The following is a 17,866-nucleotide window of genomic DNA, read 5'->3' on the forward strand; positions in this document are numbered from 1 at the left end:
GCTAGTGTCCTTATCGAATCCGAAGTTCGCTCCGAAGGTGCGGCAAACGATGCGAACTTCGGATTCGGGACACTAGTTCGAATTTGTCGCTTTGTTGAAATGAAATGGCCCGTCAGGCGATCTGGCGGGCTGTTTCGTATTTTGGGCACCGCTCATGGCCCGGTGGTGCCAACCTCCCCTGAAAAGGGGAGATCGATTTGCTCGCCAGAGCAAAGCGGGTGGGGATCCACTCTCTCCACGAGCAGCGGCGCCGACGGCCGACCCCCATCCCGGCCTTCCCCTTTCAGGGGGAAGGGGAAGACCGATCCGCCCGGATTCCCCGCCTGAAACGTTGCAAAACCGCCGATCCTCTGTCATAAGCCGGGCCTTCGCCGCCCGGCTGATCAAGGGCTGCCGTGGCGACGGTTCGTGCAGGTTCTTTCAATTCGGAAAAAACCCTAGCACTTTCAACGCTCTAACGAGCATTTTAGCCGGCCGGACGCCTCTCGGGGCGATTTTCGTGCTGTGCGACAGGAGAGCCAAATGCCCAAGTTGAAGACCAAGTCGGGCGCTAAAAAGCGCTTCAAGGTGACCGCCACTGGCAAAGTCATGCACGCCCAGCGCGGCAAGCGCCACGGCATGATCAAGCGGACGAAGAAGCAGATCCGTCAGCTTCGCGGCACCCGCGTGCTGTTCAAGACCGACGGCGACAACGTCAAGAAGTACTTCTTGCCGAACGCCTGATCGCACCGATCGCTTGAACCCTCGCCGCGACTGCGCGGCGCCCCGTCACCTCTTCCAGATCAAGGATTTCCGTCATGTCTCGCGTCAAACGCGGTGTGACCGCTCACGCCAAGCACAAGAAAGTCTACAAGGCCGCCAAGGGCTATTACGGCCGTCGCAAGAACACCATCCGCGTCGCCAAGCAGGCCGTCGAAAAGGCCGGCCAGTATGCCTTCCGCGACCGCAAGCGCAAGAAGCGCACCTTCCGCGCGCTCTGGATCCAGCGCATCAACGCCGCGGTCCGTCCGTTCGGCATGACCTACAGCGTGTTTATCAACGGCCTCTCCAAGTCGGGCGTCGTCGTCGACCGCAAGGTGCTGTCGGATCTCGCGATCCACGAGCCGGTTGCGTTCCAGGCGATCGCTGAAAAGGCCAAGGCCGCGCTGGCCGCCTGATCCTAGCGGGCGGCCCTAACGCGATTTGGGGCCCGCCTTCAGCGCCTTCTGCGAATAGCGCTGGGCGACGATCGCCCGGCAGAACGCCGTGAACGAGCGGTACATGGTGCCGCTTTCGTTGTCGTATTTGTGGTCGCAGCGCTTGAGCTGGCCGGCATAGGCCTTCTTCTGCGACGCTCCGAGGCTGGACAGGAAGTCCCCCTCGCACCTCTTCTCGACCACGGCGCCGAACTGGACGTCTCCGCTGGCGCCGTATTCGCACGCCTCGAAGATCTTCATCGCGCGGTTGCAGCTCGGCGCCTTCTGAAGCTCCGCGATGATGTCGTCCATCTGGGTCGATTTGGCGGGACATTCCTCGGTCGCGGCATGCGCCGTGGTGAGCATCAACAGCAGCGCCGGCATGGCCAGGCAAGATCGCAGCAACATCGCGTGGGCCTCCTTGAACTCCCCTTGGGTAGCCCGGCCTCCGCGCGGGGTTCAATGCTGCCGGCCATCGGCCCGAAATGACCGGCTTTTTGCTTGACGTTACCGCCTTCGGGCGGCGACAACCCAGCCGAATTTTGGCGCATGGTACCGGTTCGGGTAGCGGTTCTTCCCACCGGATCATGCTCCGCTCAAGCGCAGGAATTGACCGTGTCCGACCTCGCAACGCTCGAACAATCCATCCTCGACCAGATCGCCTCAGCCGCTGACGAGGCCGCCCTTGAGGCGGTCCGCGTCTCGGCGCTCGGCAAGAAGGGCTCGATCTCGGCCTTGCTCGCCACCCTCGGCAAGATGTCGCCGGAGGAGCGCAAGACCGAGGGCGCCAAGATCAACCTCACCAAGGATGCTGTGACGCAGGCGCTCGCGGCCAGGCGCGACGTGCTGAAAGCGGCCGCGCTCGATGCGCGCCTCGCCGCCGAGACCATCGACGTCACGCTACCGCTGCGCGAGGCGCCGGCGGAGACCGGCCGCATCCATCCGCTGAGCCAGGTCTGGGACGAGCTCACCACGATCTTCGCCGACATGGGCTTTGCGGTCGCCGAAGGTCCCGACATCGAGACCGACGACTACAACTTCACCAAGCTGAACTTCCCCGAAGGCCATCCGGCGCGCGAGATGCACGACACCTTCTTCTTCAACCCGAAGGAGGACGGCTCGCGCATGCTGCTGCGGACCCACACCTCGCCGGTGCAGGTGCGCACCATGCTGACCCAGCAGCCGCCGATCCGCGTGATCTGCCCGGGCCGCACCTATCGCATCGATTCCGACGCGACGCACACGCCGCAATTCCATCAGGTCGAGGGCCTGGTGATCGACAAGGGCTCGCATCTCGGCCACCTCAAATGGATCCTGCACGAGTTCTGCAAGGCGTTCTTCGAGGTCGACCACATCAACATGCGGTTCCGGCCGTCGTTCTTCCCGTTCACCGAGCCGTCGCTCGAGGTCGACATCCAGTGCCGCCGCGACAAGGGCGAGATCCGCTTCGGCGAGGGCGAGGACTGGCTGGAGATTCTCGGCTGCGGCATGGTGCACCCCAACGTGCTGCGTGCCTGCGGCCTCGATCCCGACGTTTACCAGGGTTTTGCCTGGGGCATGGGCATCGACCGCATCGCGATGCTGAAATACGGCATCGCCGACCTGCGCCAATTGTTCGACAGCGACGTGCGCTGGCTCAGCCACTACGGCTTCAAGCCGCTCGACATCCCGTCGATCGCGGGCGGGCTGAGCACGTAACGTCTACGCGACGTTGCGGAGCGAGCGATCAAGATAACCTAGTCAACACCAACAAGAACCGAGGCATGCAGCCGTGAAGTTCACCCTCTCCTGGCTGAAGGAACATCTCGAGACCGACGAGCCGCTCGACAAGCTCGCTAACAAGCTCACCATGATCGGGCTCGAGGTCGAGAACATCGAGGACAAGGCGAAGGCGCTGGCGCCGTTCACCATCGCGCGTGTGATCTCGGCCGAGCAGCATCCGAATGCGGACCGGCTGCGCGTGTGCATGGTCGACACCGGCGACGGCGGCGCGCCGGTGCAGGTGGTGTGCGGCGCGCCGAATGCGCGTGCCGGGCTGATCAGCGTGTTCTCGCCGCCCGGCACCTACATCCCCGGCAAGAACATCACGCTCGGCGTCGGCACTATCAGAGGCGTCGAGAGCCGCGGCATGCTGTGCTCGGCGGCGGAATTGCATATCTCGGAAGACCATGACGGCATCATGGAGCTGCCGGCGGACGCGCCGCTCGGCAAGGGCTATGCCGACTGGGCCGGGCTCGGCGATCCCACCATCGAGATCAACTTGACGCCGAACCGGCAGGACTGCACCGGCGTGCACGGCATCGCGCGCGATCTCTCCGCCGCCGACATGGGCAAGTTCAGGGATCCCGGCATCAAGCCGGTCAAGGGCGAATTCCGCTGTCCGGTCGAGGTGAAGGTGGAAGACGCCACGCTGTGTCCGGGCTTCGCGCTGCGCCTGGTGCGCGGCGTGAAGAACGGCCCGTCGCCGGAATGGCTGCAGAAGCGGCTGACCTCGATCGGGCTGCGCCCGATCAACGCGCTGGTCGACATCACCAACTTCATGACCTACGACCGCGCCCGCCCGCTGCACGTGTTCGACGCCAGGAAGGTGCAGGGCAACCTCACCGTCCGCCGCGCCAAGGACGGCGAGACGCTGCTCGCGCTCGACGGCCGCACCTACACGCTCGACAGCAACATCTGCGTGATTGCCGATGAGCACGGCGTCGAATCGCTCGCCGGCATCATGGGCGGCGAGGCCTCGGGCTGCGACGACAACACGACCGACGTGCTGATAGAATCGGCGCTCTGGAACGAGATCAACATCGCGCAGACCGGCCGCAAGCTCGGCATCAATTCGGACGCGCGCTATCGCTTCGAGCGCGGCGTCGATCCGGCCTTCATGGTGCCCGGGCTCGAGCTCGCGACCAAGCTGGTGCTGGAGCTGTGCGGCGGCACGCCGTCCGACAACGTCGTGGTGGGCAAGCAGTTCGGCGAGGATCGCGTCATCGACTTCCCGCTCAGCGAAGTGAAGCGCCTCGCCGGCATCGAGGTGCCGCTGGTCGAGGTGAAGCTGATCCTCACCCGGCTCGGCTTCATGCTTGCCGGCAACGGGCCCGTGGTGAAGATCGCGATCCCGTCCTGGCGCACCGACGTGCACGGCAAGGCCGACATCGTCGAGGAGATCGTGCGCATTGTCGGCGTCGACAAGGTGCCGATGACGCCGTTCGAGCGCGGCGAGGAGCCGCGCAAGCCGGTGCTGACGCCGATGCAGCTGCGCACCCGCCGCGCCAAGCGCGCGCTCGGCGTGCGCGGCATGGTGGAAGCCGTGACCTGGTCGTTCATCACCAATGACGCGGCAAAACTGTTCGGCGGCGGCCAGAGCGAGCTGGTGCTCGCCAACCCGATCGCGGCCGATCTCTCCGACATGCGGCCGAGCCTGCTGCCCGGCCTCGTCGCGGCGGTTCAGGCCAACATCAACCGCGGCTATCCTGACGTGGCGCTGTTCGAGGTCGGCCAGGTGTTCCGCGGCGACCGCCCGGAGGACCAATTGGTCGCCGCCTCCGGCGTGCGCCATGGCTTCGCTTCGTCGAAGGGGATCGGGCGGCACTGGGCCGGCTCGGCCGTGGCGGATGCGATGGATGCCAAGGCCGACGCCTTCGCCGTGCTGGCGGCTGCCGGCGCGCCGATGCAGGCGCTGCAGGTCGTCCCCGGCGGTCCGGCGTGGCTGCATCCGGGGCGCTCCGGCACCATCCAGATCGGCCCGCAGAATGTGCTCGGCACTTTCGGCGAGCTGCATCCGCGTGCGGCCGAGGCGCTCCGCGCCGACGGCCCGATGATCGTGTTCGAGGTGATCCTCGAGCGCATTCCGCAAGGCAAGCAGAGGGCGACGCGTGCCAAGCCGGTGCTGGAACTCTCGGCATTCCAGCCGGTGTCGCGCGACTTCGCCTTCATCGTCGATCGCAGCGTCAAGGCGGGCGACATCGTCCGCGCAGCGCAGAATGTCGACAAGAAGCTGATCACCGATGTGACCGTGTTCGACGTCTACGAAGGCAAGGGCATCGACCCCGACAAGAAGTCGATCGCGATCGCGGTGACGATCCAGCCGCGCGAGAAGACCATGACCGATCAGGAGATCGACGCGGTCGCCGCCAAGGTCGTCGCCGAGGTGACCAAGAAGACCGGCGGCACGCTGCGCGGGTGATGCTCCCCTCCCTCTCCCCCGTTCTTGCGGGGTCGAGACGAGCGTAGCTCGCTCTTAGAGGGTTGGGGTGAGCGGCTCGTCCCGCAGACACGGTGAACATGGAGTTCGCGGAGACTCCCCCTCACCCGAAATTCAAGCTCCGCTTGAATTTCGACCTCTCCCCGCAAGCGGGGCGAGGTAAGCCAGAGGTCGCCCGCCGTGACTCTCCCATGACCTCCCTCAGCCTGATCCCGTCCGACATCTCGACCAGCATCGCGCTCGCGATCTGTGCGATCGCCTTCGTGTCGGGCACGGCGCGCGGCTTCTCGGGCTTCGGCTCGGCGCTGATCTTCATGCCGCTCGCGAGCAGCGTCGCGGCGCCGCGGCTGGTGGCGGCGCTGCTGCTCGTCATCGACTTCATCGCCGCCACGCCGCTGCTGCCGAACGCATGGACCCATGCCGACCGCAAGGCGACCGCGGTCATGGTCGCTGGCGCGCTGGTCGGCGTTCCCATCGGCACCTATTTCCTGACCGTGCTCGAGCCTGTCACGACGCGCTGGATCATCTCCTGCTTCGTTGCGGCGCTGCTCGCACTGCTGCTGTCGGGCTGGCGCTATCACGGCAAGGAGCACGTCGCCCTCTCCGTCGGAGTCGGCGGCCTCTCCGGCTTCTGCAGCGGCCTCGCGCAGACCGGCGGCCCGCCGATCGTCGCCTACTGGCTGGGCCGCCCGATCTCGTCGGTGATCTCGCGCGCCAATATCGTGCTGTTCTTCGGTGCCTCGGACTTCTTCTCGCTGTTCAGCTACTGGTTCACCGGCTTGATCACGATCGAATCGGTCAAGTTCTCGCTGATCGTCGGCCCGATCTACGGCATCGGCGTCTGGTTCGGCGCCGCGCTGTTCGGCAAGGCGAGCGAAAAGGTGTTTCGCGCGATCTGCTACGCGCTGATCGCGGCTGCCGTCATCGTCGGCCTGCCGGCGCTTGATGGCATCCTGCGCGGCGGCTAGGGTCGCAGCACCCAAAAGAGACCAGGGAGACACCGATGATCGATCGCCGCAACGCATTGAAACTGGCGCTCGGCAGCGCCGCCGCGCTCGCGGCGCCTCACGTGCGCGCGCAAACCGACAAGGCGCGGACCCGCATCGTGTTCCTCGGCACCAAAGGCGGGCCACGCGTCGGCAACGGCGCTTCGAACCCCGCCAATCTCGTCGTCGTCAACGATACCCCATTCGTGATCGATTGCGGCATGGGCGTCAGCCGCCAGCTTGTACGCGCGGGCGTGCCGATCCCGCAGGTCAAGTACATCTTCATCAGCCATCATCATTCCGATCACAATCTGGAATACGGCAATCTGTTCTACAACGCCTGGGCGGCCGGCCTCTCGACGCCGATTCATTCGTTCGGCCCCAAGGGCATCGAGGCGATGACCAAAGAATATTGGGAGCTGAACAAGTTCGACGTCGAGACCCGGATCGAGGACGAAGGCCGCCCGGACCCGCGCAAGCTGCTGATCGCGAAAGACATCAGCGACGACGGCGTGGTGCTGAAGACATCGGATGTCACCGTCACCGCGTTCCGCACGCCGCATCCGCCGATCACGGATAACTTCGCCTACAAGTTCGAGACCCCGGACGGCACCATCGTGTTCTCCAGTGACACCGCCTACAACCCGAAGCTCGCCGAGTTTGCCAAGGGCGTCGACGTGCTGGTGCACGAATGTCTCTACGTCCCCGCGGTCGATCGCCTGGTCGCCACGACCAAGAACGGCGCCACGCTGAAGAAGCATCTGCTCGACAGCCACACCTCGACCGAAGATGTCGGCCGCATCGCAGCCGCCGCCGGCGTGAAGACGCTGGTGCTGAGCCACTTCGTCCCCGGCGACGATCGGCAGGTCACTGACGATGACTGGACGAGGGACGTGAAGAAGAACTATTCCGGCCGCATCGTGGTGGCCAAGGATCTGATGGAGCTGAAGCTGCCGGTGTGATCGGACAAATCATGTCGCGAGAATGCGGTTTCATGATCACCTGCTGCGCAACATCTTCGGTGTCGTCCCTGCGAACGCAGGGACCCATAACCACGAATAGTTATTGCTGAACAATGGTGGAACGACGAGTCCCGATCACAACATTTGCTGCGGCGTATGGGTCCCTGCTTTCGCAGGGACGACACCTGTTGTGCGGCAGCACTCGCCACCAAATCACCGCACACACCACGGTAGGCCGACCACGCTCAACCGTCTCCTCTCACGATCATCAATTCATCGCCCCGGAGCGAGGCGACGTGCGGCGCTTGTGTTTTGCGGCGGGCGCTGCGGGCGCCGGTGTCGCTTCCTTCGCCCCGCCGATCCTGCGCAGCGCGGCGTCGGCGGCGCGCTCGCCGCTGTCCCAGGCGCCGTCGATCGTGCCCCACAGCGTTTCGTGGGTGGCCTCGCCCGCGAGATACATCGCGCCGATCGGCTCGGCCAGGATCCGGCGCGAGAATTGTGCGCCGGGTGCAGCGGCCGACATCGCGCCCATAATGAAGGGCTGTGCATTCCAGCGCGTCGCGCTGGTCTTCTTCACGGCGGCGCCGACCTCGCTGCCATAGAGCTTGGTCAGCCATTCCGCCGCGAAAGCCGACATCGCCTGCTCGCCCTGCGCCGACAGGTCGCGGCCGAACGAGCCCGCGACGTCGATCGTGCACAGCGAGGAGCCCGCGATATTGCCGTAGAGCAGCGCCGTCTTGGTCGAATTGCTCTGCTCGATGATGACGTCATCGCGCGACAGCCCGAGCGGATTGCCGGGAATCTGCAGCGCGATGCGATCGTAGCTGCCGAGGCTGAGCTTGGCGGCGGCATCGAGCGCGCGCTTCGGAAGCTCCGGCGCGAACTTGATGTTGCCGCTCGCAAGCACGTTGCTCGACACGGTGACGATGGCGGCGCGCGCGGTGATCTTGCCGGAGGGCGTCTCGACCATGACGTCGCGATTGCTCCACAGGATACGCTGCGCCGGCGTCGACAGCGCCAGCGGCAGTCCCTCGCCGAGCTTTGCGATCAGCGCGCCGAGCCCCTGCCGGCAGGCGATCGCGGTGTTGCGATCCTGCGCACGCACCTTGTCGACGGCGGAAAGATCCTTCAGATCCTTGCCGCAGAAATTGGGCCCGAGCAGGAATTCCGCGGTGCCGGCCCAATCGCCGAGGTCCTTCGGCATCGCCGCGGCGCAGGCGATATCGGCCTTGCGCGCAGCGTCGTCGATGGCGCGATTGGCGCGCACCAGCGCCGCCAAAAACTCCTCAGTCTCGCCGGGACGGGCGTAGCGCCGGCCGATGCGAATCTTTTGCCCCGCAGGCGCCGTGACGATGTCGAGACCCGCGGAGCGGGCCAGCCGGATCATCGGATTGGTTTCGGGATTGTGCATCCAGCGCGCGCCGCGGTCGAACGGCACGCCGAATGTCGACGCGTCGGTCTGGCAGCGACCGCCGACCTGGCCCGCCGCCTCCACCACGATCACCTTGCGGTTGGCGGCAACGATCCGGCGCGCCGCAGCGATACCTGCGGCCCCTGCACCGATCACGACGATATCGGCCTCGCGCGGCGGCGGCGCCGCAAGCACCCGGCCGCCCAGCGCGGGCGCCAGCGCGAAAGCCGCGGACGCCGACAGGAAATCGCGGCGGGTCACTGTCATGACATAGCTTCTGGCATGGTTTCCGGGGACTTGCGGAGAACGGGAACGCTTCGCGAACTGTGCCGCATCTCACCGACCGCAGCAACCATCATGGTAAATCAATCATGATTGATCCGCCGATGGCATGAACTAAATTGCAACAGCTTGCGACCATGATTAAGTGAAACACAAGCGGTCACAGAACCGCTGGGGGGGGAATCCATGGGCCTAATGCTCGATACCGTCGGTAAATGGATCGCGGGGTACCTGCAGAAGGAAGTCCCCGGTTACGAGCCGTTCACGCCGAGCGACCCGGACCATCTGCGGAGCATCATGCAGCCCGGCGACGTGCTGCTGGTCGAAGGCAACAACCGGATTTCGGGCATCATCAAATACCTCACGCAGTCGACCTGGTCGCACGCGGCGCTGTTTGTCGGACCGATCGACGGCGCGTTCGAGCCGGACGGCGAACAGCATGTGCTGATCGAGGCCAATATCGGCGAGGGCGTGACCTCCGCGCCGCTGTCGAAATATCTCGCCTATCACACCCGCCTCTGCCGTCCGGTCGGCCTGTCGTTCGAGGACCGCACCACGGTGTGCCGCTACGCCATCAACCGCATCGGCTTCGGCTACGACACCAAGAACATCGTCGATCTCGCGCGCTATCTGTTTCCGCTGCCAATCCCGCAGCGCTGGCGCCGCCGCATGATCGCGTTCGGCTCCGGCGATCCGACCAAGATCATCTGCTCGGCGCTGATCGCGCAGGCCTTCGACGCCGTGCGCTATCCGATCCTGCCCAAGATCACGCGCGCCGCCAGCCGCAAGGCGCGACGCGAGATCCTGCATATCCGCGATTCCTCGCTCTACATGCCGCGCGACTTCGACATCTCGCCCTATTTCGAAGTCGTCAAACCCACCATCGTGCACGGTTTCGACTACACGGCCCTGCACTGGGCCGACAAGCAGAAGCCGCTCCAGGAGGTGGCGGGCGAGTTCGGTGTGTTTCCAGAACGTAAGTCGCCGCCGCTTGTTCCTGAAGCGACTGACGAAGAGGCGCCGCTTCCGGCTGCGGAAATGACCGCCGAAGGTCACGCGCCGGTGTGACGATCAGAATGTTGCCGCAAGCGTCAGCCGAACGGCAAGCGGCTCGGCAGGATGCACATGGCGGTCGGCGACGCCATCGACCGGTTCGCCCGGCAGCCGCGAGAGATAGTAGTATTCGATCTGGTTGGTTTGCGCGTTGAAGAGATTGAGGACGTCGAGCTGCAGCCGCATCCCGTTGTCGAATTTATAGCCGGCGCGGGCGTTGACGATGAATGACGATAGCGAGCGCACGCTGTCGTCCTCGATCAGCGGGCGCGGGCCGAAATAGCGGGCGCGCAGGCTGCCGAACCAGCCGGTGTCGCGGCCGAAGGTGACGCCGCCACTGGCAACCCACGCCGGCGCACCCGGAATGAAATCGCCGGCCGGATCGACATCCGTGAAGCGGGCGCGGGTATAGGCGAGATCGAAATCGAGGCTCATCCACGGCAAGAGCTTGTACTGGTTGGTCCACTCGACGCCGACCCGCCGGCTCGGCCGGCTCGGCTCCGTGGTGCCGGCATCGCCGACGAACAGCAGTTCGGAATCGAAGTCGAGCACGAACACGGCGAGCGACGAGGTGAGACCGTCGATCGCCCTGGTGCGGATGCCGAGCTCGGCGCCCTTCGAGCGCACCAGCAGCGGCACGCGATCGAGCGGCGTCACCTTGTCATTGGGATCGACGGTGATGGTCGCACCCCTGATGTCGTTGGAATGCAGGCCGAAGCCGGCATTGCCGTAGAACTCGGTCTTGTACCATGGGCCAAGCACGATGCCGGCCTTCGGGCTCGTCAGCGCCGCCTGCGCGTTGCCGGAATTCTGCGGCGTGTCGCTCAGCACATGGCCGGCGAAATAATCCTCGCGGATGCCGACCGTGGTGCGCAGCCAGTCGGTCCAGCGCGCGGTGCTGTCGGCCCACAGCGCGACACTGCCTTCCTGGACCTGATCATTGCGCACCGTGGACAGGATCTCGCGCTGCACGGTCTTGAACAGGCCGACATTGATGTCGTCGTAGCGGGTCTGCACGCCGACCCGCGTCTGGGTATCGATGCCGACGACGCGGACATCGACGGCGTGGCTGGCATCAAGGCCGTAGACGGTACGCCTGTCGGTCTGGCTGAACTGGTCGCCATTGACGGGGTCATCGAGGAAATAGGTGAAATCGTTGTAGAGCTGCAACGACGAGCGGATGACATAGGCGTTGAGCTTGGTCTGCCCGTAGTCGCTCGACTGCGCCCAATTGCTCGACAGGCTGAAGCGGCTGGCGGTGCCGCCATCGGTCGGATTGAGCGTGCCATAACGGCCGATCAGGCCCTGGTCGATCGCACGCTGCGCGACCTGGTCGGTCGAGTTCCAGCCGTTGGAATAGGCCATCGCGGTCAGCGAGAAGCCGTCGGTCGCGGTACCCTGACTGTAGCGCAGCACGCCGTTGAGCTTGCGGATATCGTCGGGCACGTCCCACGGGCCGTTGTATTTGTTGGCCTCGAAGGCAGCGAGCAGCGTTCCGTCGCCGACGCGCGTCGAGCCCGCGGCCAGCGCGCGCTGATAGCCGAAGCTGCCGGCGGTCAGTTCCACGATGTTCTTCGAAAGCCTGTCGAGATAGTTGATGTCGACGGCACCGGCGGAGGCGAAATCGCCCTTGTCCGCATAGTACGGGCCCTTGCGGACATCCATCGACTGGATCAGCTCCGGGATCAGGAAGTTGATGTCGGCATAGCCCTGGCCGTGACCATGGGTCGGCATGTTGACGGGCATGCCGTCGACGGTGATGGCGAGGTCGGTGCCGTGATCGAGATTGAAGCCGCGCAGAAAATACTGGTTGGCTTTGCCCTCGCCGGAATGCTGGGTGACGATCAGGCCCGGCACCGCTTCAAGAACTTCGCCGACGCGCGAGATCGGCCGCGCGTTCACCTCGGCGCCGCTGATCTGCAGCGCGCTGGCCGCGGTCGGCTGCAGATTGGACGCGGGTACGGTAGCCGAGCCGCCGGTAATGCCGCTGGTCGCAGCGGTGGATTGGCGCGGTTGCGGTGCTACCGGCTTGCGGCCGGTGGCGGCACGGCGCGGACGTTGCGACGGCTTGGCGTGTTTGGGCGAGGCCTGGTCGGGCGACGTCACCATGACCGGCGGCAACTGCTCGGTGGTGGCGGCGACGGTCTGCGCTTCGGCGACCGGTGCGAATGCTGCAATGGATGCAGCGGCGGGAAATATCCGCCAGACAGTACGACGCAACGCCCATGCCCCCGCATGATACCTGCTACAGTCACGCGACGACCGCACCAGTCCAACCAACCCCGGCAAAGCGACGCTAGCAAGCACGGTATGACGTTACAATAAGAATATCATACTCTGGCCCTGCAACACGGATAAGCCATGCAACGCATCACCATCACCATCGAGGATGATCTGCTCGCGGAGATCGACGCCGCCGCCGAGGCGCGCGGCTATCAGAACCGCTCCGAGATCATCCGTGATCTCGCACGCGCCGGCTTGCAGCAGAGCGCGGAAAACGCGCCGTCAGGGCAATGCGTCGCGGCGCTGGTCTATGTCTACGATCACGCCGCGCGCGACCTGTCGAAGCGGCTGGTGCAGAATTTCCACGGCCATCACGACCTGTCGCTGGCGACGCTGCACGTCCATCTCGACGACGACAGCTGCATGGAGGTGACGGCGCTGAAGGGTGCCAGCAGCGAGGTCCGCCACCTCGCCGATCACGTCATCGCCGAACGCGGCGTGCGTTACGGCCGCGTCGTGATGATCCCGACCGCGCCGGACAAGAAGCCGCGCAAGCGGGGGCATGGGCACGATTGAGGTTTCGTAGCCCGGATGAAGCGCAGCGCAATCCGGGGCCCTGGTGCCGCGAACGAAGTGTCCCGGATTGCGCTTCGCTCCATCCGGGCTACCAAACGAATACGCTACGCCGCCTTCGCCTTGGTGCCACGCGGCAGGCCGGCGCGGGCGAGGCCGCCATAGAGCGCCTCGTTCGGCATCTCGGATTTCAGGATCGCGCGCACCTCGACCAGGCGATCGAGATCGATGCCGGTTGGAAACCCCTTGCTCTCGCAGAGGAAGACGAGGTCCTCGAACACGACATTGCCGGTGGCGCCCGGCGCGAACGGGCAGCCGCCGAGGCCGCCGAGCGAGCCGTCGAGCACGCGGGCGCCCTCGTCGAGCGCGGCGGAAGCATTCGCGATGCCCATGCCGCGGGTGTCGTGCAGGTGGACGCAGACCGGCTTCGATCCGGCGATCTTCACCGCGCCCCGCGTCAGCTCGCCGACCTGCTTCGGCCCGGCATAACCCACCGTGTCGGCAATCGCGACCATGTCGACGCCGACCTCGTACAGCTTCTCGGTAAGGCGCAGCACCTCGTTCGGATCGACGGCTCCGACGATCGAGCAGCCCAGTGCCATCGAGATCGCGGCATTGACCAGCGGCTTGTGCGCGCTGGCGTCGCGCAGCTCGCAGAGCCGCCTGATGTTCTCGATCGCCGATTCGCGCGAGCGGTTGGCATTGGCCTGGCTGTGCTCCTCGGTCGCCGATACCACGGAGGCGATCTCGGCGACGTCGGTGGCCAACGCCTCGTTGACGCCGCGCTCGTTCAGCGCCAGCGCGACACCGTGCGCGCCGGGCAGCGCGGCGATGGTGGCGACCACGTCACGGACATCGACGAATTGCGGGAAGGTCTTGGCCGGCAGGAACGAGCCGACCTCGAAATGCCGGACGCCGGCGGCGTATTCATCACGCACCCAGCGCTGTTTCGCCGCGGTCGACGGGAACTTCTTCACTAGCTGCAGCCCGTCGCGCAGGCCGACTTCGCGCAGGCTCACCTTGTCGCTCGGATAGATATCGTGGACGCGGGTCATGTCAGCCTCACGCAGCGTTTCCGGTTGATGAAATCTTCTGTTGTGCGAGCTCGGCGCGCACCGCTTCGGTATCGGCGCCAAGCACCGGCACCTTCAGGCCTTCGCCGATATTGCGGCCGTTCCATTCGAGCGGCAGCGCGGGGACACGGAACGGCTTGCCGTCGGCGTTCAAATTGTTGACCAGCCCGCCGGGACGCAGCACATGCGGATCCTGCAGCAGATCCTCCGGCCGGTTGATCGGCGAGAAACAGATATTGAGCGCATCGAGCCGCGCCGAAAGGTCCGCCACGTTCCAGCCCTTGATCACCTCGGCGACGCGCGGAATGATCCGGTCGCGCGCCATGATGCGGTCCGTGGTCGAGCGCAGCGTCGGATCGTCGGCGAATTCTGTGAGGCCGAACTCGCGGCAGAAGCTCTGCCAATGACCTTCGGTGACGACGCCGATGAAGATGCGATCGCCGCCCGCGGCATCGAAGATGTCGTAGATCGGCCAGGCGTGCTCGCGTTCAGGCATCGAGCGCGGCTTGCGGCCGGTCATCTCGTACTCGACCATGTGCTGGGCGACCAGGAACAGGCAGTTCTCGAACAGGCCGATGCGGATGTCGGCGCCATCAGCCTTGCCGCCGCGCTTCTGATAGAGCGCGGCGAGGATCGAGATCACCCCGAACATGCCGCCCATGATGTCGTTGGCGGAGGACCCGACGCGCTGCGGCTTTTCGCGCGTGCCGGTCATCGCCGCGAGTCCCGACATCATCTGCACGACCTCATCGAGCGCCGGGCGATGATCGTAGGGACCGGACAGAAAGCCCTTGTGGCCGGCGATGATCAGCTGCGGATATTTTTGGCGAAGCTCCTCGGCGCCAAGCCCCTGCTTGTCGAGCTGACCGTCGCGAAAATTCTCCAGGAACACGTCGGCGCTGGCAAGCAGCCGGTGCATGGTGTCGCGGTCCTCGGGCTTGGCGAAGTCGAGCACGACGCTGCGCTTGCCGCGGTTGAACAGCGGGAAGAACGAGACCCCCATGCCGCCGAGCGAACGGGTCTTGTCGCCGGCGGGCGGTTCGACCTTGATCACCTCGGCGCCGAGTTGCGCCAGGATCATGCCGCAGGCCGGCCCCATCACCATGTGGGTCATCTCGACGACCCTCACGCCTTCCAGCGGCAGTCCGTTCCCGGTCATCGGTTTCTCCGTGTTCGTTGCGCTCTTGTTCTGACGCGTTTCTTCACGCGAACCGGTAGCCACTTCGCTCGAAAACGCATTGTGATCCGCGCAGGTTAGGCTTCCGCACGCTATCTGAAAAATATAATCTGTCGAATAGTGTATTCGTGGTTCTAGAACGCTGAACCCTCATGGATTCGCGCCAGCTTCGCTATTTCATCGCGGTTTACGAGCAGCGCAACCTGTCGCGGGCTGCGGACCAGGCCAACGTCGCGCAATCCGCGCTCAGCCACCACATCGCCAATCTGGAAGCTGAATTCGCCACGCCGCTGTTCGAGCGCAAGCCGCGCGGCATGGAACCGACCGCGGCGGGCGAGCGGCTCTATGAGCATGCCCGCATCATCCTGCGCGCGATGGCGGCGGCCGAGCGCGAAATCAAGGAAGGCGCCAGCGTCATCGCCGGCGACATCTCGATCGGCATGGCCAATTCCGGGATGAAGGCGATCGGCGTGCCGCTGATGCGGACCGTGCTGACGAAATATCCGAACCTGAAGCTGTCGCTGACCGAGAGTCTCTCCGGCGCGACGCTGCTGCATCTGCTGAGCTCCGAGGTCGACCTCGCGCTGGTCTACAATCCGCCTTCGGACAAAGACCTGATCGCCGAGCCGGTGCTGGAGGAACAGATGTTCTGCGTCGGCACCGAGAAGCTGATCGGCAAGAAAACGCCAATTCCCTTTGAAGAAGTGACGCGGCTGCCCCTGATCCTGTTGCGATACGGACTATCGGCGCGCGCGCTGCTGGATGACCCCGTGCTGCTGAAGCGTCTCGAGGCCAACGCGATCATGCATCTCAACTCGACCAGCGGCATGATCGGCGCGCTGACCGCGGGTTTGGGCTGCACGATTGCGACGACCCATTTCGTCAGCGAGTCGTTGAAGGCCCGACTGCTGGTCGCGCGCGAAGTCATCGAACCAAAACTGACCCGTACCCTCTATCTTTGCCGCTTGCGCAATCGCCCGATGACTTACGTCATGGAGGAGATGTGCCGCCTGATCCGCGCCCTGATCGCAGACCAGGTGGGCCGCGGCGCCTGGGAGGCGACGCTTCTGATCTAAGGCGCTTTCAAGCGAAGTAGGCACCGTTCGCGTGAAGCAGGCGCGTCAGAAACTGCGCCATCGAAAATATCGAACGATTCCTTCGATATGTTCGTCTGGATTTCTGGCTTCCGGCTGCCAAACATGCGCGACCGGTACGCCTTCGCAAGAAGGGCGGCCGTTGCACCATTCGGGGAGGATCATCATGAGCGCCGTCGAACTCGGCTCGGTCGCCGATCTCGCCACCACGACAAGCGGACCCGACGAGATTTCGCGACGGCTCGAGGCGCTGCCCACATCCGGCTACGTCTGGCGGCTGGTGATCCTGCTCTCGCTCGGCGGGTGCTTCGAAATCTACGACCTGTTCTTTACCGGCTATATCGCGCCGGGCCTTGCCCGCAGCGGATTGATGACCACGACGACGCAGGCGTTCTTCGGCTTCTCCGGGATCGGCGCCTTCGTCGCGGCGACCTTCGCCGGCCTGTTCATCGGCACGTTCTGCCTCGGCTTCCTCGCCGATCGCTTCGGGCGCAAGGCGATCTTCACTTGGTCGCTGCTGTTCTACAGCGCCGCATCGGTGATCATGGCGTGCCAGACCACACCCGGCGGCCTGCTGCTGTGGCGCTTCATCGCCGGGATCGGGATCGGCATCGAGGTCATCACCATCGACGCCTATATCACCGAGCTGGTGCCGAGCTGGATGCGCGGCCGGGCGTTTGCGATCAACCAGGCGGTGATGCTGTCGGCAGTGCCGATCGTCGCCGCACTTGCGTGGTGGCTGGTGCCGCTCTCGCCGCACGGCATCGACGGCTGGCGCTGGGTGGTGCTGATCGGCGCCGCCGCCAGCATGATCATCTGGGTATTGCGACTCTACGTTCCGGAAAGCCCGCTCTGGCTGGCCCGCCATGGCCGCGCTGCCGAGGCCGAGACGATCATGCGGACGCTCGAGGCCGCATCGCCGACGGCGGCGCCGCGCCCGACCGCCACGGCCGCGATGATACCGGCACGTGCGCCGGCCGAGACCGGCTATGCCGACCTGTTCAGGCCACCCTACGTCTCGCTCGTCGTGCTGTTCATGATCTTCAATCTCTGCCAGGCATTCGGCGTCTACGGCTTCTCCAACTGGGTTCCGGCGCTCCTGGTGCAGAAGGGCATCAACGTCACCAAGAGCCTGCAATATTCCTTCATCATCGCCTTCGCCTATCCGCTCGCGCCGCTCTTGGCCGCGACCTTCGCCGACCGCTTCGAGCGCAAATGGATCATCTGCGGCGCAGCCGCCGCGATCTCGGTGTTCGGCCTCGCCTTCTCGCAGCTCACCGAGCCGGTGCTGCTGATCGCCAGCGGCGTGCTGGTGACGGGGGCCAACATGACGCTGTCCTACGCCTATCACGCCTACCAGACCGAGGTGTTCCCGACCGCGATCCGGGCGCGCGCCGCGGGCCTCGTCTATTCCATGAGCCGGCTCAGCGCGACCTTCTCCGGCTTCATCGTGGCGTTCATGCTGAAGGAGGCCGGCGTCGGCGGCGTGTTCGGCCTGATCACCGCGGCGATGGTCATCGTGATCATTGCTATCGGTGTCTGGGGGCCGAACGTCCGTGGCAAGCCGCTCGACGCCTAGAGCATTTCGCTCGAAAACGCTGACACCGCGGCACAAACGGCACTTGCCGAAGCCATATTGGGTGTCTACCTCTCGCGGGT

General features: G+C 65.1%; 15 protein-coding genes. 10 read left to right on the forward strand and 5 right to left on the reverse strand.

Translation table 11 applies throughout. The features are described 5' to 3' along the window. Positions 1-522 precede the first annotated feature (522 nt). Together rpmI and rplT are read left to right on the forward strand one after the other, a co-directional pair. Positions 523-723, forward strand: a complete 201-nt coding sequence (gene rpmI, locus QA639_RS00665) for a 50S ribosomal protein L35 (protein ID WP_008539890.1) — start codon at positions 523-525, stop codon at positions 721-723. A 74-nt stretch (positions 724-797) separates the two neighbouring features. Continuing rightward, positions 798-1,157 (forward strand): 50S ribosomal protein L20, encoded by a 360-nt coding sequence (gene rplT / locus QA639_RS00670; RefSeq protein WP_018269297.1) that lies wholly within the window; start codon positions 798-800, stop codon positions 1,155-1,157. Between the two features lie 15 nt (positions 1,158-1,172). On the opposite strand, the gene QA639_RS00675 is transcribed toward rplT, so the two are convergent. Continuing rightward, positions 1,173-1,583 carry a hypothetical protein gene (locus QA639_RS00675; RefSeq protein ID WP_028335743.1) on the reverse strand — a complete coding sequence of 137 codons (411 nt, stop codon included), beginning with the start codon at positions 1,581-1,583 and terminating at the stop codon, positions 1,173-1,175. Positions 1,584-1,790: 207 nt separating this feature from the next. Between QA639_RS00675 and pheS the strand changes: the two genes are divergently transcribed. The 4 genes from pheS to QA639_RS00695 all read left to right on the forward strand — a co-directional run bounded on the left by pheS (position 1,791) and on the right by QA639_RS00695 (position 7,321). Further along, entirely contained in the window at positions 1,791-2,873 is a 1,083-nt protein-coding gene (gene pheS, locus QA639_RS00680; RefSeq protein ID WP_283088967.1) for a phenylalanine--tRNA ligase subunit alpha, read from the forward strand. A 73-nt stretch (positions 2,874-2,946) separates the two neighbouring features. Further along, positions 2,947-5,355 (forward strand): phenylalanine--tRNA ligase subunit beta, encoded by a 2,409-nt coding sequence (gene pheT, locus QA639_RS00685; RefSeq protein ID WP_283088968.1) that lies wholly within the window; start codon positions 2,947-2,949, stop codon positions 5,353-5,355. 209 nt (positions 5,356-5,564) lie between these two features. Then, the gene (locus QA639_RS00690; RefSeq protein WP_283088969.1) at positions 5,565-6,341 is read left to right on the forward strand and encodes a sulfite exporter TauE/SafE family protein; all 777 of its coding nucleotides are present in this window, start codon (positions 5,565-5,567) and stop codon (positions 6,339-6,341) included. Positions 6,342-6,376: 35 nt separating this feature from the next. Beyond that, the gene (locus QA639_RS00695) at positions 6,377-7,321 is read left to right on the forward strand and encodes an MBL fold metallo-hydrolase (protein WP_283088970.1); all 945 of its coding nucleotides are present in this window, start codon (positions 6,377-6,379) and stop codon (positions 7,319-7,321) included. Between the two features lie 268 nt (positions 7,322-7,589). Here QA639_RS00695 and QA639_RS00700 read toward each other — a convergent pair whose 3' ends face one another. Next, positions 7,590-8,999 carry a flavin monoamine oxidase family protein gene (locus QA639_RS00700; RefSeq protein WP_283088971.1) on the reverse strand — a complete coding sequence of 470 codons (1,410 nt, stop codon included), beginning with the start codon at positions 8,997-8,999 and terminating at the stop codon, positions 7,590-7,592. A gap of 201 nt (positions 9,000-9,200) precedes the next feature. On the opposite strand from QA639_RS00700, the gene QA639_RS00705 reads away from it, so the two are divergent. Beyond that, on the forward strand, positions 9,201-10,082 hold the full coding sequence (locus QA639_RS00705) for a YiiX/YebB-like N1pC/P60 family cysteine hydrolase (protein WP_050383480.1): 882 nt from the start codon (positions 9,201-9,203) through the stop codon (positions 10,080-10,082). A 3-nt stretch (positions 10,083-10,085) separates the two neighbouring features. Here the strand turns inward: QA639_RS00705 and QA639_RS00710 are convergent, their stop codons facing one another. Next, a complete protein-coding gene (locus QA639_RS00710; RefSeq protein ID WP_283090706.1) occupies positions 10,086-12,176 on the reverse strand; it encodes a TonB-dependent receptor in 2,091 nt (696 codons plus the stop codon). Positions 12,177-12,428: 252 nt separating this feature from the next. On the opposite strand from QA639_RS00710, the gene nikR reads away from it, so the two are divergent. After that, the gene (nikR, locus tag QA639_RS00715) at positions 12,429-12,866 is read left to right on the forward strand and encodes a nickel-responsive transcriptional regulator NikR (RefSeq protein WP_050383482.1); all 438 of its coding nucleotides are present in this window, start codon (positions 12,429-12,431) and stop codon (positions 12,864-12,866) included. A gap of 104 nt (positions 12,867-12,970) precedes the next feature. On the opposite strand, the gene QA639_RS00720 is transcribed toward nikR, so the two are convergent. Together QA639_RS00720 and QA639_RS00725 are read right to left on the reverse strand one after the other, a co-directional pair. Beyond that, positions 12,971-13,918, reverse strand: a complete 948-nt coding sequence (locus tag QA639_RS00720; protein WP_157342748.1) for a beta/alpha barrel domain-containing protein — start codon at positions 13,916-13,918, stop codon at positions 12,971-12,973. 7 nt (positions 13,919-13,925) lie between these two features. Further along, positions 13,926-15,095, reverse strand: a complete 1,170-nt coding sequence (locus tag QA639_RS00725; RefSeq protein WP_157342752.1) for a CaiB/BaiF CoA transferase family protein — start codon at positions 15,093-15,095, stop codon at positions 13,926-13,928. Positions 15,096-15,265: 170 nt separating this feature from the next. Between QA639_RS00725 and QA639_RS00730 the strand changes: the two genes are divergently transcribed. Together QA639_RS00730 and QA639_RS00735 are read left to right on the forward strand one after the other, a co-directional pair. Beyond that, complete coding sequence (locus QA639_RS00730; protein ID WP_283088972.1) at positions 15,266-16,189, forward strand: LysR family transcriptional regulator; 924 nt, start codon at positions 15,266-15,268, stop codon at positions 16,187-16,189. A gap of 184 nt (positions 16,190-16,373) precedes the next feature. Further along, on the forward strand, positions 16,374-17,786 hold the full coding sequence (locus QA639_RS00735) for an MFS transporter (protein WP_283088973.1): 1,413 nt from the start codon (positions 16,374-16,376) through the stop codon (positions 17,784-17,786). Positions 17,787-17,866: the final 80 nt, after the last annotated feature.

The sequence above is a fragment of the Bradyrhizobium pachyrhizi genome, assembly GCF_029714545.1.
Lineage (GTDB): Bacteria > Pseudomonadota > Alphaproteobacteria > Rhizobiales > Xanthobacteraceae > Bradyrhizobium > Bradyrhizobium pachyrhizi.

Excerpts from the sequence above, each read along its gene's own strand:
- rpmI (WP_008539890.1), top strand. The coding sequence starts at position 523 with ATGCCCAAGTTGAAGACCAAGTCGGGCGCTAAAAAGCGCTTCAAGGTG.
- rplT (WP_018269297.1), top strand. The coding sequence starts at position 798 with ATGTCTCGCGTCAAACGCGGTGTGACCGCTCACGCCAAGCACAAGAAA.
- QA639_RS00675 (WP_028335743.1), bottom strand. The coding sequence starts at position 1,583 with ATGTTGCTGCGATCTTGCCTGGCCATGCCGGCGCTGCTGTTGATGCTC.
- QA639_RS00690 (WP_283088969.1), top strand. The coding sequence starts at position 5,565 with ATGACCTCCCTCAGCCTGATCCCGTCCGACATCTCGACCAGCATCGCG.
- QA639_RS00695 (WP_283088970.1), top strand. The coding sequence starts at position 6,377 with ATGATCGATCGCCGCAACGCATTGAAACTGGCGCTCGGCAGCGCCGCC.
- QA639_RS00700 (WP_283088971.1), bottom strand. The coding sequence starts at position 8,999 with ATGACAGTGACCCGCCGCGATTTCCTGTCGGCGTCCGCGGCTTTCGCG.
- QA639_RS00705 (WP_050383480.1), top strand. The coding sequence starts at position 9,201 with ATGGGCCTAATGCTCGATACCGTCGGTAAATGGATCGCGGGGTACCTG.
- QA639_RS00710 (WP_283090706.1), bottom strand. The coding sequence starts at position 12,176 with ATGGTGACGTCGCCCGACCAGGCCTCGCCCAAACACGCCAAGCCGTCG.
- nikR (WP_050383482.1), top strand. The coding sequence starts at position 12,429 with ATGCAACGCATCACCATCACCATCGAGGATGATCTGCTCGCGGAGATC.
- QA639_RS00720 (WP_157342748.1), bottom strand. The coding sequence starts at position 13,918 with ATGACCCGCGTCCACGATATCTATCCGAGCGACAAGGTGAGCCTGCGC.
- QA639_RS00725 (WP_157342752.1), bottom strand. The coding sequence starts at position 15,095 with ATGACCGGGAACGGACTGCCGCTGGAAGGCGTGAGGGTCGTCGAGATG.
- QA639_RS00730 (WP_283088972.1), top strand. The coding sequence starts at position 15,266 with ATGGATTCGCGCCAGCTTCGCTATTTCATCGCGGTTTACGAGCAGCGC.
- QA639_RS00735 (WP_283088973.1), top strand. The coding sequence starts at position 16,374 with ATGAGCGCCGTCGAACTCGGCTCGGTCGCCGATCTCGCCACCACGACA.